The following is a 17,926-nucleotide window of genomic DNA, read 5'->3' on the forward strand; positions in this document are numbered from 1 at the left end:
TCGCGAAGGCGGCCGGACTGTTGGCGCGGGCGTCGTCTCGGAAATCGTGGAGTAAGGAAATGGTTGCCATGAATAGCGATCGCATCCGCATCAAACTGAAAGCATACGACTACCGCATTCTTGACAAAGCCGTCTCCGAGATCGTGGATACGGCGCGCAACACCGGCGCGGGCGTGGCTGGGCCCATTCCGCTGCCCACGGACATCCACAAGTACACGGTCAACCGTTCCGTGCATGTGGACAAAAAGTCCCGGGAGCAGTTCGAGATGCGGGTGCACAAACGTCTTTTGGACATCATGGAACCCACGCAGCAGACCGTGGACGCGCTGGGCAAACTCAGCCTTCCGGCTGGTGTCGACGTGGAAATCAAGCTCTAGGACGAGGGACATCATGGCAGGCACGCTAGGAATTTTGGGCCGGAAACTGGGGATGACCCGGATTTTCGCCGACGACGGCACGATTGTCCCGGTGACGGTGATCCAGGCCGGACCATGTCCGGTGGTGCAGATCAAAACCCCGGCCAACGACGGCTATGAAGCCGTTCAGATCGCCTTTGACCAGATCCCGGAGCGCAAGGCCACCAAGCCCATGCGCGGGCACCTGGCCAAGGCTGGCCGTGGCGAATACCGCGTCCTTCGCGAGCTTCGTTTCGACGGCGCCGGCGGTTTCGAACTGGGCATGGATCTGACCGTCTCCATTTTCGCACCCGGGGAAAAGGTCAAGGTCACCGGCACATCCATCGGCAAGGGTTTTCAGGGCGTCATGAAACGCTGGAACTTCAAGGGCTTAAAAGCCACTCACGGAACGGAGAAAGCCCATCGTTCCGGCGGTTCCATCGGCAACAACACCGAGCCCGGCAAGGTCATGAAAGGCAAGAAGATGGCCGGCCACATGGGCGCCAAGACCGTGACCTGCATTGGTCTTGAGATCGTGGACGTGCGGCCGGAGGACAATCTCCTCCTGGTCAAGGGCCAGATTCCGGGCCCCAGAAACGCCGTGGTCATGGTTCGCAAGCAGGGCTAAGGGTGATTGAAATGGCCAACGTAAAGATATTTGATCAGACCAAACGGGAAGTCGGAGAGCTCGAGCTTTCCCCCGAGGTGTTCGAGGTGACCGTGCGTCCCGAGGTGCTGCATCTTGTGGTGCGCGCCCAACTGGCCGCCAAACGGGCCGGAACGCACAGCACCAAGACCCGGAGCGAAGTCTCCGGCGGCGGGCACAAGCCCTGGCGGCAGAAGGGCACGGGCAAGGCCCGGGCGGGGAGCAGCCGTTCCCCCTTGTGGCGGGGTGGCGCGGTCATCCATGGTCCGCGTCCGCGTGATTATGAGTTCAAGGTCAACCGCAAGGTGCGCCAACTGGCCCTGAGAATGGCCCTGTCGGCCAAACTGGGCGAGTCGAGCCTGATGCTGATTGACAAGTTCGATCTGGCCGAGGCCAAGACCAAGCTCATGGCCAAGGTGGCCGGTGATCTTGGACTGAAAAAAGCATTGATTGTCCTGACGGAGTCTGATAACAAGCTCGAGCTTTCAGCGAGGAATTTGCCCGGCATCAAAGTCATCCGGCACGACATGCTCAATGTCTATGACGTGCTCCTGCATGAGCAGGTGGTGATGGCCACGGACGCCGCGCTTCGCGTACAGGAGAGGCTTCGCCATGGATTACGCTAGCATACTGCTTCGGCCGCTGGTTTCGGAAAAGGCCACCTTCGTCAAGGAAGCTGCCAACCAGGTTGTCTTCCAGGTTGCGCCCGGGTCGAACAAGATCGAGATCAAAAAGGCCGTGGAAGCCGCCTTTTCCGTCAAAGTGGATTCCGTGAGCGTGACGGTGCGAAAACCTCGCAAGCGTCGCTTCGGCCGGGTTCTGCGTCGGGTGCCGGGCATGAAGAAGGCCTACGTGACCCTGGCCGCTGGCGATAAAATTGAGTTTTTTGAAGGGGTCTAGACATGTCCATCCGTAAGCTGAAACCCACTTCCGCAGGACGCCGTTTCCAGACGGTGTCCACCTTCGAGGAAGTTACCCGGTCCACCCCGGAAAAGTCCCTCACCGAAGGACTGCCGCGCAAGTCCGGGCGCAACTCCTACGGACGGATCACCTCGCGCCGTCGGGGCGGCGGAAACAAGCGCCTGTACCGCATCATCGATTTCAAGCGCGACAAGTGGGGGATACCGGCCAAGGTCTTCTCCATTGAATATGATCCCAACCGCAGCGCCCGCATCGCCCTGTTGCACTATGCCGACGGCGAAAAGCGCTACATCCTGGCGCCGGTTGGCATCTCCGTGGGCGACACCCTGGCCGCCGGCGAAACGGCGGACATCAAACCCGGAAACGCCTTGCCGCTCAAGCGCATTCCCGTGGGCACGCTCCTTCACAACATCGAGCTCAACCCCGGGCGGGGCGGACAGATGTGCCGCGCGGCCGGAACCTACGCCCAGCTTGTGGCCAAGGAAGGCAAGTACGCCCTGGTGCGGCTGCCCTCGGGCGAGGTGCGCAACGTCCTGTCATCCTGCACCGCCACGGTGGGGCAGGTGGGCAACGTCATGCACGAGAACATTTCCATCGGCAAGGCCGGGCGCAATCGCTGGCTCAACCGTCGGCCCAAGGTGCGCGGCGTGGCCATGAACCCGGTCGACCATCCCCTGGGCGGCGGTGAAGGCAAAAGCTCCGGCGGCCGTCATCCGGTGACCCCGTGGGGTAAGCCCACCAAGGGCTACAAGACCCGCAACGTCAAAAAGCCCTCTTCCAAGCTGATCGTGAAGCGGCGCGGCGAAAAGTAGGAGAATAGGATATGCCTCGTTCCCTGAAAAAAGGTCCCTTCGTGGACGACCACCTGCAGCACAAGGTCCAGATCGCCAACGAAAGCAAGGACCGCCGGGTCATTAAGACCTGGTCCCGTCGCTCCACCATACTGCCCGAGATGGTCGGCATGACCTTTGCCGTGCACAATGGGAAGAAATTCATCCCGGTGTTCGTGTCTGAGAACATGGTCGGACATAAGCTTGGCGAGTTTTCCCCCACGCGCACGTTCCACGGGCACGCCGCGGACAAAAAAACCAAGGCCAAGAAGTAACGGGCGCTCCCGCGACCTTTGACCTCGCACCAGGATAAAAAGATGGAAGCCAAAGCCATAGCCAGATATATCCGCGTCTCGCCGCAAAAGGCGCGGTTGGTGGCCGACAACATCAAGGGCCGCCCCGTCGAGGAGGCGATGAACATTTTAAAGTTCACGCCCAAAAAGGCCGCGCAGCTTATCGGCAAAGTGCTGCACTCCGCCGTGGCCAATGCCGAACAGATTTCCGGCGTGGATATCGACACCCTCACGGTCAAGCAGGTGATCATCAATCCGGGACCGTCCTGGAAGCGCCTTCTGACTCGTTCCATGGGCAGGGCCAACCGGATCGTGAAACGCACCAGCCACATCACTGTGGTTGTCGCGGAAAGCTAGGAGCTTGACATGGGCCAGAAAGTTCATCCGTACGGATTCAGACTGGGGTACAACAAGACCTGGATATCCCGGTGGTTCTCAAAGAAAGATTACCCCGCCTTTGTCTTCGAGGACAGCAAGATTCGCAAGTTCGTGAAGAAGACCCTGTACCACGCGGGGATCTCCAAGATCGAGATCGAGCGCGCCGGGGGAAAAATTCGGTTGATCATCCACACCGCGCGTCCGGGCATCGTCATCGGCCGCAAGGGAACGGAGATCGAAAAGGTGCGTGCCGACTTGAAGCAGCGGTTTGGACGCGAGTTCACCGTCGAGGTCAACGAGATTCGGCGGCCTGAGATCGATGCCCAACTGGTGGCCGAGAACATTGCTTTGCAGCTGGAACGCCGGGTGGCTTTCCGTCGGGCCATGAAGCGTACGGTGGGCCTGTCGCGCAAGTTCGGGGCAGAGGGCATCAAGGTGGCCTGCGCCGGCCGCCTGGCCGGGGCTGAAATCGCCCGCGCTGAATGGTACCGCGACGGCCGCGTGCCCTTGCAGACCCTTCGCGCCGACATCGACTACGGTTTGGCCACGGCCAAGACGACCTATGGGGTCATCGGGGTCAAGGTCTGGATCTTTAAGGGCGAGATACTCGACAGAGAGGTTGAAGCGTAATGTTGGCTCCCAATAAAACCAAATTCCGCAAGATGCAAAAGGGTCGGTTGCGTGGACCGGCCACTCGCGGGGCCAGCGTGGCCTTCGGCGAGGTGGGCATCAAGGCCATGGAGCACGGCAAGCTGACCAGCCAGCAGATCGAGGCTGCCCGTGTGGCCATAATGCGCCACATCAAACGCGGCGGGAAGGTATGGATTCGTATTTTTCCCGACCATCCCATCACCGAAAAGCCCGCTGAAGTCCGTCAGGGCAAGGGAAAGGGCGCTCCCGTTGGCTGGTATGCAGCGGTCAAGCCTGGCCGGGTGCTCTACGAGATCAAGGGCGTGGACATGGAAGTGGCCAAGACGGCGCTGACCCGGGCCATGCATAAGCTGCCCATCAAGACCAAGATTGTGGTCAAGGAGGTGGCGTAGCCATGAAGGTCGCCGAATTGCGCGAGAAAGAGGTCAAGTCCCTGCATGACCTTTTGGGCGAAAGTCGCGAGGAACTCTTCAAGCTGCGTTTTCAGCATGCCACGGCACAGTTGGAAAAGACGCACAAGCTTGGGGACGTCAAAAAAAACATCGCCCGGATATTGACCGTGCTGCGCGAGAAATCCGCGCCCGGCGCTTAAGCGGAGCCTTGACATGACTGAAGAGAAAAAGAGCAATCGGCGCGTACTGACCGGCGTCGTGGTTTCGAGCAAAAATGACAAGACCATCGTGGTCCGGGTCGAGACCCTGATCCAGCACCCGCTGTACAAGAAGTTCATCCGCCGCCACAAAAAGTTCATGGCCCACGATCCGGCCAACGAATGCGGCATGGGTGACACGGTGCGGATCATCGAGCATCGACCCTTGTCCAGGCGCAAGCGCTGGCATCTGGTCCAAATCATGGAAAAAGCGGTTTAGGGTGATACGATGATCCAGGTGGAAAGCAAACTCGACGTGGCGGACAACTCCGGAGCCAAGAAGGTCAGCTGCATCAAGGTTCTGGGCGGCAGCCGTCGCCGGTACGCGGGCGTGGGGGACATCATCGTGGTTTCCGTCAAGGAAGCCATGCCTCATTCCAAGGTGAAAAAGGGCGCGGTGATGAAGGCCGTTGTGGTTCGCACCACAAAGGAAATTGGTCGTCCCGACGGTTCCTACATCAAATTCGACAACAATTCCGCCGTGCTGCTGAACAGCCAGCTTGAGCCCGTGGGCACCCGCATTTTCGGACCCGTGGCCAGGGAACTGCGGCAGAAAAACTTCATGAAAATCGTCTCTCTGGCCCCTGAGGTTCTGTAGAGACGCTGCCGCCGCATTGAGGACGCCATGAAAATCTACAAGATTCGTAAAAACGACAAGGTCATTGTCACTGCGGGCAAGGACAAGGGCAAGGTGGGCCGCGTGCTCAAACTTTTCCCGAAGAAAGATCGGATCCTGGTGGAAAAGGTGAATATGGTCAAGCGCCACACCAAAGCCAATCCGTATGCCAAAACCCCCGGCGGCATCGTGGAGAAGGAATCGCCCTTGCATATTTCCAACGTGGCTCTCTTGTGCGACTCGTGCGCCAAGCCGACGCGGGTGGGGTACAAGGTCACGGAAGACGGCAAAAAGGTCCGGTTCTGCAAGAAATGCAACCAGGACATCGATAAGGGATAAGATTATGACCCGCCTGGAAAACATGTATTCCGAAAAGGTGGCCCCCGCCCTCAAAAAAGAGTTCGGGTACACCTCGTCCATGCAGATTCCGAAGCTTCGGGCCGTCTCGCTCAACATCGGTCTGGGCGAGGCCAGCCAGAACAACAAGCTCATCGAGGAAGCCGTTGTGGAGTTGACCTCCATAGCCGGCCAGAAAGCGGTGATCACCCGGGCCCGGAAGTCCATCGCTGCGTTCAAGCTGCGCGAGGGCCTTCCTGTCGGGTGCCGGGTCACGCTTCGCCACGAGCGCATGTGGGACTTCCTGGACAAGCTGATCAACTATGCCCTGCCGCGTGTGCGGGATTTTCGGGGCATTCCCGACAGGGGTTTTGACGGCAGGGGCAACTTCACGCTGGGTATCCGGGAACACACCATTTTTCCGGAGATCAACGTGGACAGGGTCGAGCGCGTCAAGGGCATGAACGTGACCATCGTCACCAGCGCTCGTTCCGACAAGGAAGGCAAGGTTCTACTGGACCTGCTCGGCATGCCGTTCAAAAAATAAGGAGATCGGTCTTGGCTCGTACAGCACTCATGGTCAAAGCCCGCCGCAAGCCGAAATTTTCTGCAAGGGCATACAACCGTTGCCCCATATGCGGCCGGTCCAGGGCGTTTTTACGCAGGTTCGGCTTGTGCCGTATTTGTTTCAGAAACATGTCGCTGGCTGGCGAACTTCCCGGCGTGCGGAAATCGAGCTGGTAAGCGAAGGAGAAAGGGAAATGTCCGTTGTCGACCCCATCGCCGACATGCTCGCGCGTATTCGCAATGCCCATCAGGCGCTCCACGCCGCTGTGGTCATGCCCGTCTCGAAGATGAAGGCGTCCATCGCCACCATCCTTAAGGACGAAGGCTATATCGCAGACTATGCCGTGGAAGGCCTTCATTTGAACATCACCCTGAAATATTCCAGCGGCAAGCCCACCATTGCGGGCTTGAAAAAGATCAGCAAGCCAGGCCGCAGGGTCTATGTTGGGGCTGAAGGTATTCCAGACGTCCAAAACGGGTTGGGCATCAGCATTTTGTCCACATCCCGGGGTGTTATGGCTGCCGCATCCGCCCGCGAACAGCGCGTGGGCGGTGAACTGCTCTGCGAGATCTGGTAGCCGGTAAAGGCGCGTGAGGAACTTACCATGTCCAGGATAGGAAAAAAGGAAATCATCCTGCCCAGCGGCGTCAGTGTCGCTGTCGAGGATGGAGCGGTGATGGTCAAAGGGCCAAAGGGCGAGCTCAGCACGCCCACGCATCCCAAGGTGGCCTATGCCATTGCGGGGAGCACGGTTTCCGTCAACCGTTTGGATGACACCCGGGTGGCCCGTGCCCAGCACGGCCTGCGCCGCACCCTTCTGGCCAATCTGGTCGAAGGAGTGAGCAAGGGATTCTCCAAGACCCTTGAAGTCATTGGTGTCGGGTACAAGGTTTCGACACAGGGCGACATCGTATCGCTTAGCGTCGGATTTTCTCACCAGGTGGAGTTCAAGTTGCCCCAGGGGATCGCGGCCAAGGTGGAAGGCAACAAGCTGACCCTGGCCGGAATCGACAAGCAGCTTGTGGGCGAAACTGCGGCCCGCATACGTCGCGTGCGTCCGCCCGAACCCTTCAAGGGCAAAGGCATCAAGTACGAAACCGAGACGATTCGTCGCAAGGCCGGAAAATCCGGCGGCAAGAAATAGGGCTGCATATGAAACTCACCAAGGAACAAGCGCGCAAGCGCCGCACGGTGCGCATCCGCAAAAAGATTTCCGGCGTTCCCGAGCGTCCCAGGCTCGTGGTCTATCGCTCCAACCGGCATATCTATGCCCAGGTTGTGGACGATATCGCCGGGCAGACGCTGGCCAGCGCCTCCACCCTGGCCCTGTGCAAAGATGGCGAGGCGCTCAAGCTTGACAAGGCGTCCGCGACGCGCGTTGGGCGCGAGGTGGCGCAGAAGGCCAAGGAACGCGGCATTGAAGCGGTGGTGTTTGACCGGAACGGCTACCTGTATCATGGCCGTATCAAGGCCCTGGCAGACGGCGCCCGCGAAGGCGGACTGAAATTTTAAGCGCGCAAGGATCCAAGAACATGGACCAGTCGGAACTCAATCAGATTGAAAAGATCGTGTATTTGAACCGCGTGGCCAAGGTCGTCAAGGGCGGCCGTCGGTTCAGCTTCAGCGCCCTGGTCGTGGTGGGCGACGGCAACGGTTCCGTGGGCTACGGCCTGGGCAAGGCCAACGAAGTCCCCGAGGCCATCCGCAAGGCTTCCGACCAGGCCAAAAAGTCCATGATCAAGGTGCCTCTACTTGAGGGTACGTTGCCTTATGAGATTTTGGGCCGTTACGGCGCTGGACGGGTGGTGCTCAAACCCGCCTCCAAGGGAACCGGCATCATCGCCGGAGGTCCGGTGCGGGCCGTCATGGAGGCCGTGGGCGTCCACGACATCCTGACCAAGGCCATCGGCACCAACAACCCGCACAACGTGCTTCGGGCCACCATTGCCGGTTTGGCCTCCCTGCGCAGCGCAGATTTCGTGAGCGAACTGCGCGGCAAAACGCTGCACACCCCGAGGAAATAGCCATGCCGGGCAAAATTACAATCAAGCTGGTCAAAAGCGCCCATGGGCGTCCCCCCAAGCAACGGGGGACTTTGTGCGCCCTGGGACTTACGAAAATCCGCCAGGAACGGACGTTTGACAAAAACGAAACCGTTTTGGGCATGATCGCCAAGGTCGAGCACCTGGTTGAGGTGAGCGAGTCATGAAACTGCATGAATTGTATCCGTTCCCCGAGGAACGTAAGAGCCGGAAACGTCTGGGCCGTGGTCGCGGCACCGGTCAGGGGTGCACGGCCGGCAAGGGCAACAAGGGCCAGAACGCCCGCGCCGGAGGCGGCACGCCTGCCTGGTTTGAGGGTGGACAGATGCCCTTGGCCCGTCGGCTGCCCAAGCGCGGTTTCAAGAATTTCGATTTTCGGGTGACGTACGCGCCGATCAATCTTGATCGGTTGTTCGCCACATTTGCCGGAAAGACGGAAATCACCCTGGATGACATTTATGCCAGCGGGCTGTGCTCCAAGAACGTGCCGGTCAAAATCCTGAGTCGCGGCGAGGGCGCTGCAGTCACTGTCGAGGCGCATCGATTCAGCGCCAAGGCGGCGGAAAAGATCGTCACCGCCGGCGGCAAGGCCGTCATCCTTGAAGCGAAGGACGCTTCGGAACCCGTCTCGTCCTAGAAGGTGGAAAATACGTGGCCCTTACTGGCGTAGAGAATCTGGCGAAGCTTCCGGAGCTTAAAAACAAGCTCTTGTGGACCTTTCTCCTTTTGGCCGTGTATCGCATAGGCGTGCATGTGCCCGTTCCGGGCGTGGACGCCGCGGCATTGGCCGACTTTTTCGAAACCGCCAAAAATACCCTGTTCGGGCTGTTCGACATGTTTTCGGGCGGCGCGCTCGGGAATGTGTCCATCTTCTCCCTGGGGATCATGCCCTACATCTCGGCCTCCATCATCATCCAGCTGTTGACCGTGGTCAGTCCTGAACTGGCCCGGATGCAGAAGGAAGACGGCGCGGCCGGGAAGAAGAAAATGACCCAATATACACGGTATGGCACGGTGCTCATCGCCGTGGTGCAGGGCTTCGGGATCGCCGTGGGTCTTGAGAGCATGGCCAGTCCCACGGGGGCGCCGGTGGTTCTCGCTCCCGGCTGGGGATTCAAGCTCATGACTATGACCACCCTGTGCACGGGAACGGTCTTTCTCATGTGGCTTGGCGAGCAGATCACCGGAAAGGGGATCGGCAACGGCATCTCCCTGATCATTTTCGCGGGTATCGTGGCCGGATTTCCCCGGGCCACCATCAATACCTTCCAGTTGCTTGGGGCTGGCGAGTTGAGTCTGTTCGTCCTGTTGCTTCTGGTGGCGGTCATGGTGGCGGTCTTGGGGGTGATCATTTTCGTCGAGCGCGGGCAGCGACGCATTCCCATTCAGTACGCCAAACGCATGGTTGGGCGAAAGATGTACGGCGGACAAACCACGCATCTGCCGCTTCGCATCAACACCGCCGGGGTCATTCCCCCGATCTTCGCCTCATCGATCCTGCTTTTCCCGGCCACCATCGCCAATTTTTCTCAGGTGCCCTGGTTAAGCGACATAGCGCATTATTTCAGCCCGCAAAACGTGGTATATAATGTGCTGTTCGTGGCGATGATCGTGTTCTTCTGCTACTTCTACACGGCGATCATTTTCGATCCCAAGGACATTGCGGAAAATCTGCGCAAGCAGGGTGGGTTCATTCCCGGCATCCGCCCCGGTGTGAAGACCAAGGAGCATATTGATCGGGTGTTGACGCGAATCACCTTGTGGGGCGCCATCTACATCTCGGCCGTGTGCGTTCTGCCCATGATGCTCATTCAACACTTCAACGTCCCCTTTTATTTCGGTGGCACCTCGCTCTTGATTGTCGTGGGCGTGGCCATGGATTTCATGGGGCAGATAGAGTCGTACCTTATCTCCCGCCAGTATGAAGGGCTTATGTCCAAGGGGAGAATCAAGGGAAGGCATTCGTTTTGAAGAAGTTTCGCGGCATATATCTGAAAAACGAAAACGAGATCGGACTGCTGCGCGAGGCAGGGCGCATCGTGGCGGCCATCTTGGATCAGTTGCGTCTTCATGTGGCCCCGGGAATACGGACCATGGAATTTGAGGAACTGGCCCTGTCGTTGTGCGACACCTACAAGGTGAAGCCGGCCTTCAAGGGCTATCTCGGGTTTCCATATGCCTTGTGTTGCTCGGTCAACGAGGAAGTCGTTCACGGATTTCCCTCGGAGAGGGTCTTGGTCGAAGGCGATCTGGTCAGTTTCGACATGGGAGTGGTGCTTAAGGGGTTTTACGGCGATTCGGCCTTAACCGTGCCCGTCGGGAAGATTGACGCGCGGGCAGAGGATCTGTTGTCCGTGACGCGCGACTCCCTTTTTGTCGGCATTGATCAGGCAGTGGCAGGAAACGACCTGTACGACATTTCGCGAGCGGTGCAGAAATATGTTGAAGGTCGGGGCTTTTCCGTGGTACGTCGTTTTGTTGGGCATGGCATTGGAAAGCAGCTTCACGAGAAGCCAGAGGTGCCCAACTTCGCCCCGGCAGGGGCCAATCGGGTTTCCTTGCAGCCCGGCATGGTTCTGGCTATTGAGCCCATGGTGACAGCGGGCAAGCCGGAAGTGGAAGTCTTGTCGGACAAATGGACCGCCGTGACCAAAGATCGCAGTCTCGCGGCCCATTTTGAACACACGGTGGCCGTCACCAAAAACGGTCCCGTGATATTGAGCGTTCGGGACTAATTCCCGGCCGGGGACATTCCCGGACGGACTACGGAGCAGCCAGGATGAAAGTCAAGCCGTCAATCAAGAAACTGTGCGCACATTGTAAAATCATTAAGCGTCACGGCGTGTTACGGGTGATCTGCGTGAATCCCCGGCACAAACAGCGCCAGGGATAAGGGGGACTATCGTGGCCAGAATCGCTGGAGTTGATCTTCCGAGACGGAAGCGGATGGATATCGCGCTGACCTATATTTTTGGCATCGGCCGGGCCACGGCCCTGCGCATTCTCGACGCCACGGGCGTTGACTGGACCAAGTCCAGCGACGATCTGAGCGCCGAGGAAACCAACAACATCCGCAAGGAAATCGAGCAGAATTTCAAGGTTGAGGGTGATCTGCGCCGGGACGTGACCGCCAATATCAAGCGGCTCATGGACATCGGATGCTATCGCGGGCTGCGCCATCGTCGCGGGTTGCCCGTGCGTGGCCAGCGTACCCACACCAATTCACGCACCCGCAAGGGACCGCGCCGCTCGGTCATGAGCAAGAAGAAGAAGTAATCGAAAAATCCAGGTGACCAGGCGTCCGGGAACTCCGGACGCGGCGCCAAACTTCCCTTGGAGCAAGCGAAATGGCTAAACCTCGCCGCGTAGGCAAGAAAGAGAAAAAGAACATCCCATCCGGGGTTGCCCATATCCAGGCGACCTTCAACAACACCATCATTACCTTCACGGATCCGAGAGGGAATGTGGTAAGTTGGGCCACCTCGGGGAATGCGGGCTTCAAGGGATCGCGCAAGTCCACCCCCTTCGCGGCCCAGATCGCCGCTGAGAATGCGGCCCGAAAGGCTCAGGAACACGGCATGCGCACCGTGGGCATCCTGGTCAAGGGGCCCGGGTCCGGACGTGAGGCCGCCATGCGGGCCATCAACAACGCCGGGTTCAAGGTCAGCTTCATTCGTGACATCACCCCCATCCCGCACAATGGCTGCCGTCCTCCCAAACGGCGCAGGGTCTAGGGCCGACGTTTCGCGCGAAAACCATTCCACGGTCCAATGACGGCCGCCTCAGGCGGCCGTGACACGTCCCCGAGCCGGGACCGGACCCGCAGGTACTTATCAGGAGGTAACCCTTGGCACGTTATACTGGAGCGAAATGCCGCCTGTGCCGTCGTGAGGGCGCCAAGCTTTTTCTGAAAGGCGACCGGTGCTTCACCGACAAGTGCGCCTATGAGCGTCGTCCTTATGCCCCCGGACAGCATGGCCGTATTCGCAAGAAAATGAGCGACTACGCGGTGCAGCTTCGCGAGAAGCAAAAAGTCCGCCGCATGTACGGCATTCTTGAAGAGCAGTTCCGAGCGTATTTTCAGCGCGCGGACCTGAAAAAGGGCGTCACCGGCGACAATCTGCTCATTTTTCTTGAGCGGCGCATGGACAATGTCATCTACCGCATGGGTTTCGCCAACTCCCGCAATCAGGCCCGGCAGCTTGTGCGCCATGGCATGTTCACCCTCAATGGACACCGGGTCACCGTGCCGTCCATCCAGGTGAAGGCTGGCGATCAGGTCGGCGTCAGGGAACAGAATCGCAATTCCCCCATCATCAAGGAAGCCCAGCAGGTCATCGCCCGTCGCGGATGCCCGGCCTGGCTCGAGGTGGACGGCGAGAATCTCAAGGGCAAAGTCAACGCCATGCCTACCCGGGAAGACATTCAGTTCCCCATCAACGAACAGCTCATCGTCGAGCTGTACTCTAAGTAAGAGGCGCGCTTTGCGCCTTGCAAGGTGTCGAACATGCTCATCCGAAACGGCGACCGGCTGATCAACACCCGCAACTGGGCCGAACTTGTCAAGCCCGAGAAGCTCGTGCGTGACTTGAACCCCAGTTCCAATTACGGCCGCTTCATCTGCGAGCCCTTGGAACGCGGTTTCGGAACCACGCTCGGAAACGCGCTTCGCCGGGTGCTTCTGTCCTCGCTCCAGGGCGCGTCCATTGTGGCCGCCAGGATCGAAGGCGTGCAGCACGAATTCACCACCATTCCCGGCGTGATTGAAGACGTCACCGATATCGTTCTCAATCTGAAGCAGATCCGTCTGGCCATGACCACAGACGTCGCCCAGCGCCTGGTGCTTTCGGCGAACACCAAGGGCGCGGTCACTGCGGCGGCCATCAAGGAAAACCAGCACGTCACGGTGCTTGATCCCGAACAGCACATTTGCACGTTGTCCGAAGATCGCGAGTTGCGCATGGAGTTTGACGTGCGCATGGGCAAGGGATACGTCCCCGCCGACATGCACGAGGGACTGGAGAATGAAATCGGTCTCATCCTTCTTGACGCCAGCTACACCCCGGTCAAGAAGGTAGCCTATACCGTGGACCAGGCCCGCGTCGGCCAGATGACCAACTATGACAAGCTCATCCTGGATGTGTGGACCGACGGTTCCGTCTCTCCCGACGACGCCGTGTCCTACAGCGCCAAGATTCTCAAAGAGCAGCTCACGGTGTTCATCAACTTCAACGAGAATGAATCCGAGGCCGAGAGCGCCCGTCGCGCCAACGACATCGAGCTCAATCCGAATCTGTTCAAAAGCATTGACGAGCTTGAGTTGTCCGTTCGGGCCACAAACTGCCTCAAAAGCGCCAATATCACCCTTGTTGGCGAACTGATGCAGCGCTCCGAAGGGGAGATGCTCAAGACCAAGAACTTCGGCAAGAAGTCCCTTGAGGAGATTCGGCGCGTCCTTGAGGACATGGGGCTTGAGTTTGGCATGAAACTCGACAATTTTGAGCAGAAATACCAGGAATGGTTGAAGAGGAAGCAAGTCGATGAGGCATAATAAATCCGGCCGTCAGCTTGGCAGAAATGCCTCGCATCGCAAGGCCCTTTTTCGGAATATGGCCCGGTCCCTCCTGACCTTCGAGCGCATCCGCACCACCGAGGCCAAGGCCAAGGAACTTCGGGGCGTCGTTGAAGGCCTGATTGCCCTGACCCAGTCCGACACCGTGCACGCCCGGCGTCTGGCCTACAAGGTTTTGGAGAACCACCAGCTCGTGGCCAAGCTTTTCAATGAAATTGGCCCGCGCTTCGTGGACATCCATGGCGGGTACACCCGGGTGGTGAAGCTTGGATTGCCCCGGGCCGGTGACTGCGCTCCGTTGGCCATCATTGAGCTGACCCAGCGTTCCGGGGCGCCTGCCACCAGCAAATCCGTTTCCGTGGAAGCGAAAAACACTCCCGCTCCAGAGGCCAAAGCCCCGGTAGAAGCCTAATCATGCACCATCAAAGCAGGGCTTCGGCCCTGCTTTTTTTTGTCCACGTGCATAGCTTGTGCCGATATATGGTATAGATTCTATGGATATCAGGCGTCTTCAGGCATTCTGCAAGGTCTATGAGCTCAAGAGCTTCTCCAGGGCTGGGGAGGAGCTTTTGCTGTCCCAGCCGACGGTCAGCGCCCACGTTATGGCCCTGGAGAGCGAACTAGGCACCAGGCTCTTCGACCGGCTCGGCAGAACCGTGCTGCCCACCCCGGCGGCCCGCATTTTGTATCAGCATTCCCTGGACGCCTTTGATCGTCTGGAGAACGCCCGCACCGAGATCCTGGCCCTGACCCAGCGTGTTTCCGGAGAACTCTCCATCGGTGGCAGCACCATTCCCGCCCATTACATCCTCCCTGAGATGGTGGCGGCGTTTCGGGCCAAATACCCCGAGGTGACCATCGATCTGGTCATTGGGGACACCCAGGAGATCATCGAACGGGTCGTGGAGGGACAGCTGAGTCTCGGATTGGTTGGTGCGTCTTCGGACCATCCTGATCTGGCCTGCGAGCAGCTCATGGATGATGAACTGATCTGCATTGCCCCGCCGGACCCGGCGGCCTCGCTTGTGGAGACGGAAGGCGGCGTTTTCGATCCTGACAGTCTGCGCAAGCTGCCGTGGGTCATCCGCGAGCAGGGGTCTGGAACCCGCCTGGCCTTTGAAAACGCCCTGCGCGAGCGGGGCATGGACATCCGCGAACTTCGGGTTGGCATCTTCGTGCATTCCACCCTGGCCGTTTTGCAATGCGTCAAGGCCGGGTTGGGGGTCTCGGTGACCTCCCGACTGGCCGTGGCAGGCGCCTTGGAACGGGGAGAGATACGCCAGTTGGTCTTGCCGGGGTTATCCATCAAGCGCGGGTATTATCGGGTGCATCACGCCAAGCGGCACATCTTCCCGGCCATGCGACGTTTTCTGGAAGTCTTGTCCCTGCGGTAGGGGGGCGTCCCTTCCGGTTTGCGACGCCTACGCACTGTTCGTTCACCCCATGAAAAGGCCGCCGCGCTTTCGCGCAGCGGCCTTTTGTCCGTTTGGGGTTTTGTGGCGAGTGTGCAGCTAGCCCATGAGCTGCAGGGCCATACGCGGCAGGGAGTTGGCCTGGGAGAGCATGGCCACCGCTGCCTGGGTCAGGATCTGCTGGCGCACGAACTCGGTCATTTCCGTGGCCACGTCCACATCGGAGATCTGGGACTCGGCCGCTTGCAGGTTCTCGGCCTGGATCTCCAGGTTGGTGATGGTGTTTTCCAACCGGTTCTGCAGGGCGCCCAGGTTGGCGCGGATCTTGTCCTTGGACAGGATGGCGTTGTTGATCGTCACCAGGGACTGCTGGGCCAAAGCCTGTGTGGAGATGCTGTTGCCGGCGGCCAGTCCGACGCCCAGGGCCGAGGCCGTGGAGGTGCCGATCTGGATGTAATAGTAGTCCTCGGCGCTGTCGTTGGCGGTGCCGAAGTGGACCTTGAGCTTGCCGGCGGCCTGCATGGCGGAACCGTCGTGGGTGTCGCTGGAGAGGTTTCCGTTGAGCAGGTAGAGGCCGTTGAAGTCCGTGGCGTTGGCGATTCGGGTAATTTCCGAGGCCATGGCCTGGTATTCCGAGTCGATGATCAGACGCTGATCCGAGGTGTAGGTACCCGTGGCCGCCTGTTCCGCCAGTTCCTTCATGCGGATCAGCTTTTCGTCGATGACGCCCAGGGCGCCGTCGGCGGTCTGGATCAGGGAAATGGCATCGTTGGCGTTCCGCACACCCTGGTTGAGGGCGGCGATGTCGGCGCGCATGAGTTCCCGAACCGCAAGGCCGGCAGCATCATCGGCGGCGGTCGTGATTCGCAGCCCCGAGGAGAGGCGGCTGGTGGATGTTGCCAGGTTTCCGTAAGCGGTGCTCAGGTTCCTTGTTGCATTCATCGCCATCAAGTTGTGATTGATAACCAGAGACATGGGTTTTCCTCCTTGAAAAGTTTATCGCATCCAGCGTTGGTTATGAGAACGGGGGATTCCATTCCCAGGAATTTTCGAGAATCTCGGGCAGCCTCCGTTCGGTTCCTTCCCGGAACCGGTGGATTGCCCCGTGAACTCCCTCCTTTTTGCTTCGGTTGGCCGCCGGTTCATATTCAACCGGGACTCGGCCTTGTCCCGATCCTTTTCCTGCGTTGTGTTGCAGCTCTTATCGTCGGGTTCTCGGAACCCATTAGGCAGAAATTGGAAAAAATGATGATTTTTTGAAGCAAGAGGGAGTTTTTCAGGATTCAAGAGAATGAGGAATCTGGAATTCAAAAAATAGAACAATGTATTGCGTTTTACGTCGCGCTACAAGAGTGAGCTATTTTGCACATTCTCGGTTATGCATGGATTGTGGATTGTCACCCTATCCGCTGCTCCTATCGGAGGGTTCGCCATTTCCTTTAGCCCTATGGAGCAAAAAAATGGTCCCTGGTTCGCCCCAGGAGCACATCGGCTGGGGAAAGGATGCCTCGTGTCGCGCTCGGAAAGGCGGAGTTCTTGAAGTTCATATCCATACCGTAAAATGATGTCTGTTTATTCAGATACGGGACTGTTGTCATGGCGCCCGGCGTGGGGCAGGCCTTGCCTGGGGCCTCCAGGTTCCGAGGGGTCGAGGGTTGAAAATAACGGGTTTCTGTGTCACGCTTGCCATATGTCAGCGTAACCCTAAGGAGGAGAATTCCATGAAACACATCGCCATCCTCGTCGCCGTCGCCATGCTCCTGTGCGCCGGAATCGGCGCCGCCCAGGCCGAGGAAAAAGTGCTCATGATGGCCACAACCACCAGCACCGACAACACCGGGCTCTTGCCTGTCCTGGAACAGGCATTCAAAAAAGATACCGGCATCGAATTGCGCTGGCTCGCCGTGGGGACCGGCAAGGCCCTGGAGCTTGGAAAAAACTGCGATGTGGACGTGCTGTTGGTCCACGCCCCCAAGGCCGAAAAAGAATTCGTCGAGGCCGGACACGGCCTGGGCCGTACCGAGGTCATGTTCAATGACTTCGTCCTGCTCGGACCCAAAAACGACCCGGCCAAGGTCAAGGGCAAAACCATCTCCGAGGCCCTCAAAGCCATCGCCGCCGCCAAATCCCCCTTCATCAGCCGGGGAGACGATTCCGGCACCCACAAGATGGAGCTCGCCCTGTGGAAGGCCGCCGACATGGCCGCGCCCGACAAGGAAACCTGGTACGTCCAGGCCGGACAGGGCATGATGGCCACCATCGTCATGGCCGCCGAACGCAGCGGCTATACCCTCACCGACCGGGCCACCTATTTCACCTACGAGGCCAAGGGCGATCCGGCCCTGGCCGTGCTCGTCGAAGGCGACAAGCCCCTGCTCAACCAGTACAGCGTCATTGTCATCAATCCCGAGAAATGCAAAAACGCCAAGGTCGATCTGGCCAAGGCCTTCAACGACTGGCTGGCCTCGCCCAAAGGACAACAGGTCGTCGCCGATTTCAAATCCGACGGCAAACAACTGTTTACCCCCAACGCTAAAAAGTAGACGGCCGAAGCGGGGCTGCTGGAGCCGTTTATCTCGGCAAAGACGTTGAGTTTCCATTACGGCAAGCACCACGC

The 17,926-nt window shown here is 59.0% G+C and carries 32 protein-coding genes; 31 read left to right on the forward strand and 1 reads right to left on the reverse strand.

Translation table 11 applies throughout. The features are described from left to right. Positions 1-59: 59 nt before the first annotated feature. The 30 genes from rpsJ (at position 60) to V3572_RS10320 (ending at position 15,291) form a co-directional block, all read left to right on the forward strand. Positions 60-377, forward strand: coding sequence for a 30S ribosomal protein S10 (gene rpsJ, locus V3572_RS10175; protein WP_163303245.1), 318 nt, complete (start codon positions 60-62; stop codon positions 375-377). 13 nt (positions 378-390) lie between these two features. Then, on the forward strand, positions 391-1,023 hold the full coding sequence (gene rplC, locus V3572_RS10180) for a 50S ribosomal protein L3 (protein WP_332110883.1): 633 nt from the start codon (positions 391-393) through the stop codon (positions 1,021-1,023). A gap of 11 nt (positions 1,024-1,034) precedes the next feature. Then, entirely contained in the window at positions 1,035-1,667 is a 633-nt protein-coding gene (gene rplD, locus V3572_RS10185) for a 50S ribosomal protein L4 (protein WP_332110884.1), read from the forward strand. Further along, the gene (rplW, locus tag V3572_RS10190) at positions 1,654-1,941 is read left to right on the forward strand and encodes a 50S ribosomal protein L23 (protein ID WP_332110885.1); all 288 of its coding nucleotides are present in this window, start codon (positions 1,654-1,656) and stop codon (positions 1,939-1,941) included. Before rplD ends, rplW begins: the two co-directional genes overlap by 14 nt. A 2-nt stretch (positions 1,942-1,943) precedes the next feature. After that, on the forward strand, positions 1,944-2,774 hold the full coding sequence (gene rplB / locus V3572_RS10195) for a 50S ribosomal protein L2 (RefSeq protein WP_332110886.1): 831 nt from the start codon (positions 1,944-1,946) through the stop codon (positions 2,772-2,774). A gap of 11 nt (positions 2,775-2,785) precedes the next feature. After that, the gene (rpsS, locus tag V3572_RS10200; RefSeq protein ID WP_332110887.1) at positions 2,786-3,067 is read left to right on the forward strand and encodes a 30S ribosomal protein S19; all 282 of its coding nucleotides are present in this window, start codon (positions 2,786-2,788) and stop codon (positions 3,065-3,067) included. A 42-nt stretch (positions 3,068-3,109) separates the two neighbouring features. After that, complete coding sequence (rplV, locus tag V3572_RS10205) at positions 3,110-3,442, forward strand: 50S ribosomal protein L22 (RefSeq protein ID WP_163303251.1); 333 nt, start codon at positions 3,110-3,112, stop codon at positions 3,440-3,442. Between the two features lie 9 nt (positions 3,443-3,451). Further along, positions 3,452-4,093 carry a 30S ribosomal protein S3 gene (gene rpsC, locus V3572_RS10210; protein WP_163303252.1) on the forward strand — a complete coding sequence of 214 codons (642 nt, stop codon included), beginning with the start codon at positions 3,452-3,454 and terminating at the stop codon, positions 4,091-4,093. Beyond that, a complete protein-coding gene (gene rplP / locus V3572_RS10215; protein WP_332110888.1) occupies positions 4,093-4,506 on the forward strand; it encodes a 50S ribosomal protein L16 in 414 nt (137 codons plus the stop codon). The genes rpsC and rplP overlap by 1 nt, the downstream gene beginning before the upstream one ends. Before the next feature lie 2 nt (positions 4,507-4,508). Then, entirely contained in the window at positions 4,509-4,706 is a 198-nt protein-coding gene (rpmC, locus tag V3572_RS10220; RefSeq protein ID WP_163303254.1) for a 50S ribosomal protein L29, read from the forward strand. Positions 4,707-4,719: 13 nt separating this feature from the next. Continuing rightward, a complete protein-coding gene (gene rpsQ, locus V3572_RS10225) occupies positions 4,720-4,983 on the forward strand; it encodes a 30S ribosomal protein S17 (RefSeq protein ID WP_332110889.1) in 264 nt (87 codons plus the stop codon). A 9-nt stretch (positions 4,984-4,992) separates the two neighbouring features. Next, positions 4,993-5,361, forward strand: coding sequence for a 50S ribosomal protein L14 (rplN, locus tag V3572_RS10230; protein ID WP_163303256.1), 369 nt, complete (start codon positions 4,993-4,995; stop codon positions 5,359-5,361). Between the two features lie 27 nt (positions 5,362-5,388). Next, the gene (gene rplX / locus V3572_RS10235; RefSeq protein ID WP_332110890.1) at positions 5,389-5,718 is read left to right on the forward strand and encodes a 50S ribosomal protein L24; all 330 of its coding nucleotides are present in this window, start codon (positions 5,389-5,391) and stop codon (positions 5,716-5,718) included. A 4-nt stretch (positions 5,719-5,722) separates the two neighbouring features. Then, a complete protein-coding gene (gene rplE, locus V3572_RS10240) occupies positions 5,723-6,262 on the forward strand; it encodes a 50S ribosomal protein L5 (RefSeq protein WP_332110891.1) in 540 nt (179 codons plus the stop codon). Positions 6,263-6,273: 11 nt separating this feature from the next. Further along, complete coding sequence (locus V3572_RS10245) at positions 6,274-6,459, forward strand: type Z 30S ribosomal protein S14 (RefSeq protein ID WP_332110892.1); 186 nt, start codon at positions 6,274-6,276, stop codon at positions 6,457-6,459. 17 nt (positions 6,460-6,476) lie between these two features. Beyond that, on the forward strand, positions 6,477-6,860 hold the full coding sequence (gene rpsH, locus V3572_RS10250; protein WP_332110893.1) for a 30S ribosomal protein S8: 384 nt from the start codon (positions 6,477-6,479) through the stop codon (positions 6,858-6,860). 27 nt (positions 6,861-6,887) lie between these two features. Then, complete coding sequence (gene rplF, locus V3572_RS10255) at positions 6,888-7,427, forward strand: 50S ribosomal protein L6 (RefSeq protein ID WP_332110894.1); 540 nt, start codon at positions 6,888-6,890, stop codon at positions 7,425-7,427. A gap of 8 nt (positions 7,428-7,435) precedes the next feature. After that, the gene (rplR, locus tag V3572_RS10260; RefSeq protein ID WP_332110895.1) at positions 7,436-7,795 is read left to right on the forward strand and encodes a 50S ribosomal protein L18; all 360 of its coding nucleotides are present in this window, start codon (positions 7,436-7,438) and stop codon (positions 7,793-7,795) included. 20 nt (positions 7,796-7,815) lie between these two features. Then, positions 7,816-8,307, forward strand: coding sequence for a 30S ribosomal protein S5 (rpsE, locus tag V3572_RS10265; RefSeq protein ID WP_332110896.1), 492 nt, complete (start codon positions 7,816-7,818; stop codon positions 8,305-8,307). Between the two features lie 2 nt (positions 8,308-8,309). Next, positions 8,310-8,492 (forward strand): 50S ribosomal protein L30, encoded by a 183-nt coding sequence (rpmD, locus tag V3572_RS10270; protein WP_332110897.1) that lies wholly within the window; start codon positions 8,310-8,312, stop codon positions 8,490-8,492. Further along, a complete protein-coding gene (gene rplO / locus V3572_RS10275; RefSeq protein ID WP_332110898.1) occupies positions 8,489-8,962 on the forward strand; it encodes a 50S ribosomal protein L15 in 474 nt (157 codons plus the stop codon). Before rpmD ends, rplO begins: the two co-directional genes overlap by 4 nt. A gap of 14 nt (positions 8,963-8,976) precedes the next feature. Further along, positions 8,977-10,296: a preprotein translocase subunit SecY gene (gene secY / locus V3572_RS10280; protein ID WP_332110899.1), complete on the forward strand. Its 1,320-nt coding sequence runs from the start codon at positions 8,977-8,979 to the stop codon at positions 10,294-10,296. After that, on the forward strand, positions 10,293-11,060 hold the full coding sequence (gene map / locus V3572_RS10285) for a type I methionyl aminopeptidase (protein WP_332110900.1): 768 nt from the start codon (positions 10,293-10,295) through the stop codon (positions 11,058-11,060). The genes secY and map overlap by 4 nt, the downstream gene beginning before the upstream one ends. Before the next feature lie 44 nt (positions 11,061-11,104). Next, positions 11,105-11,218: a 50S ribosomal protein L36 gene (gene rpmJ, locus V3572_RS10290; RefSeq protein ID WP_163303268.1), complete on the forward strand. Its 114-nt coding sequence runs from the start codon at positions 11,105-11,107 to the stop codon at positions 11,216-11,218. An 11-nt stretch (positions 11,219-11,229) separates the two neighbouring features. Next, the gene (gene rpsM, locus V3572_RS10295; RefSeq protein ID WP_332110901.1) at positions 11,230-11,601 is read left to right on the forward strand and encodes a 30S ribosomal protein S13; all 372 of its coding nucleotides are present in this window, start codon (positions 11,230-11,232) and stop codon (positions 11,599-11,601) included. Positions 11,602-11,672: 71 nt separating this feature from the next. Next, complete coding sequence (gene rpsK / locus V3572_RS10300; RefSeq protein ID WP_163303270.1) at positions 11,673-12,059, forward strand: 30S ribosomal protein S11; 387 nt, start codon at positions 11,673-11,675, stop codon at positions 12,057-12,059. A gap of 113 nt (positions 12,060-12,172) precedes the next feature. Beyond that, positions 12,173-12,799, forward strand: a complete 627-nt coding sequence (gene rpsD / locus V3572_RS10305) for a 30S ribosomal protein S4 (protein WP_332110902.1) — start codon at positions 12,173-12,175, stop codon at positions 12,797-12,799. 33 nt (positions 12,800-12,832) lie between these two features. Further along, positions 12,833-13,876, forward strand: a complete 1,044-nt coding sequence (locus V3572_RS10310; RefSeq protein WP_332110903.1) for a DNA-directed RNA polymerase subunit alpha — start codon at positions 12,833-12,835, stop codon at positions 13,874-13,876. Further along, positions 13,866-14,309 (forward strand): 50S ribosomal protein L17, encoded by a 444-nt coding sequence (rplQ, locus tag V3572_RS10315; RefSeq protein ID WP_332110904.1) that lies wholly within the window; start codon positions 13,866-13,868, stop codon positions 14,307-14,309. Before V3572_RS10310 ends, rplQ begins: the two co-directional genes overlap by 11 nt. An 82-nt stretch (positions 14,310-14,391) precedes the next feature. Then, entirely contained in the window at positions 14,392-15,291 is a 900-nt protein-coding gene (locus tag V3572_RS10320; RefSeq protein ID WP_332110905.1) for a selenium metabolism-associated LysR family transcriptional regulator, read from the forward strand. Positions 15,292-15,408: 117 nt separating this feature from the next. Here V3572_RS10320 and V3572_RS10325 read toward each other — a convergent pair whose 3' ends face one another. Continuing rightward, positions 15,409-16,284, reverse strand: a complete 876-nt coding sequence (locus V3572_RS10325) for a flagellin N-terminal helical domain-containing protein (RefSeq protein WP_332110906.1) — start codon at positions 16,282-16,284, stop codon at positions 15,409-15,411. Positions 16,285-17,030: 746 nt separating this feature from the next. Here V3572_RS10325 and V3572_RS10330 point away from each other — a divergent pair. Next, positions 17,031-17,852: a substrate-binding domain-containing protein gene (locus V3572_RS10330; protein ID WP_332110907.1), complete on the forward strand. Its 822-nt coding sequence runs from the start codon at positions 17,031-17,033 to the stop codon at positions 17,850-17,852. The last annotated feature ends 74 nt before the right edge of the window (positions 17,853-17,926 follow it).

Source organism: Desulfolutivibrio sp. (genome assembly GCF_036584575.1).
GTDB lineage: Bacteria > Desulfobacterota > Desulfovibrionia > Desulfovibrionales > Desulfovibrionaceae > Desulfolutivibrio.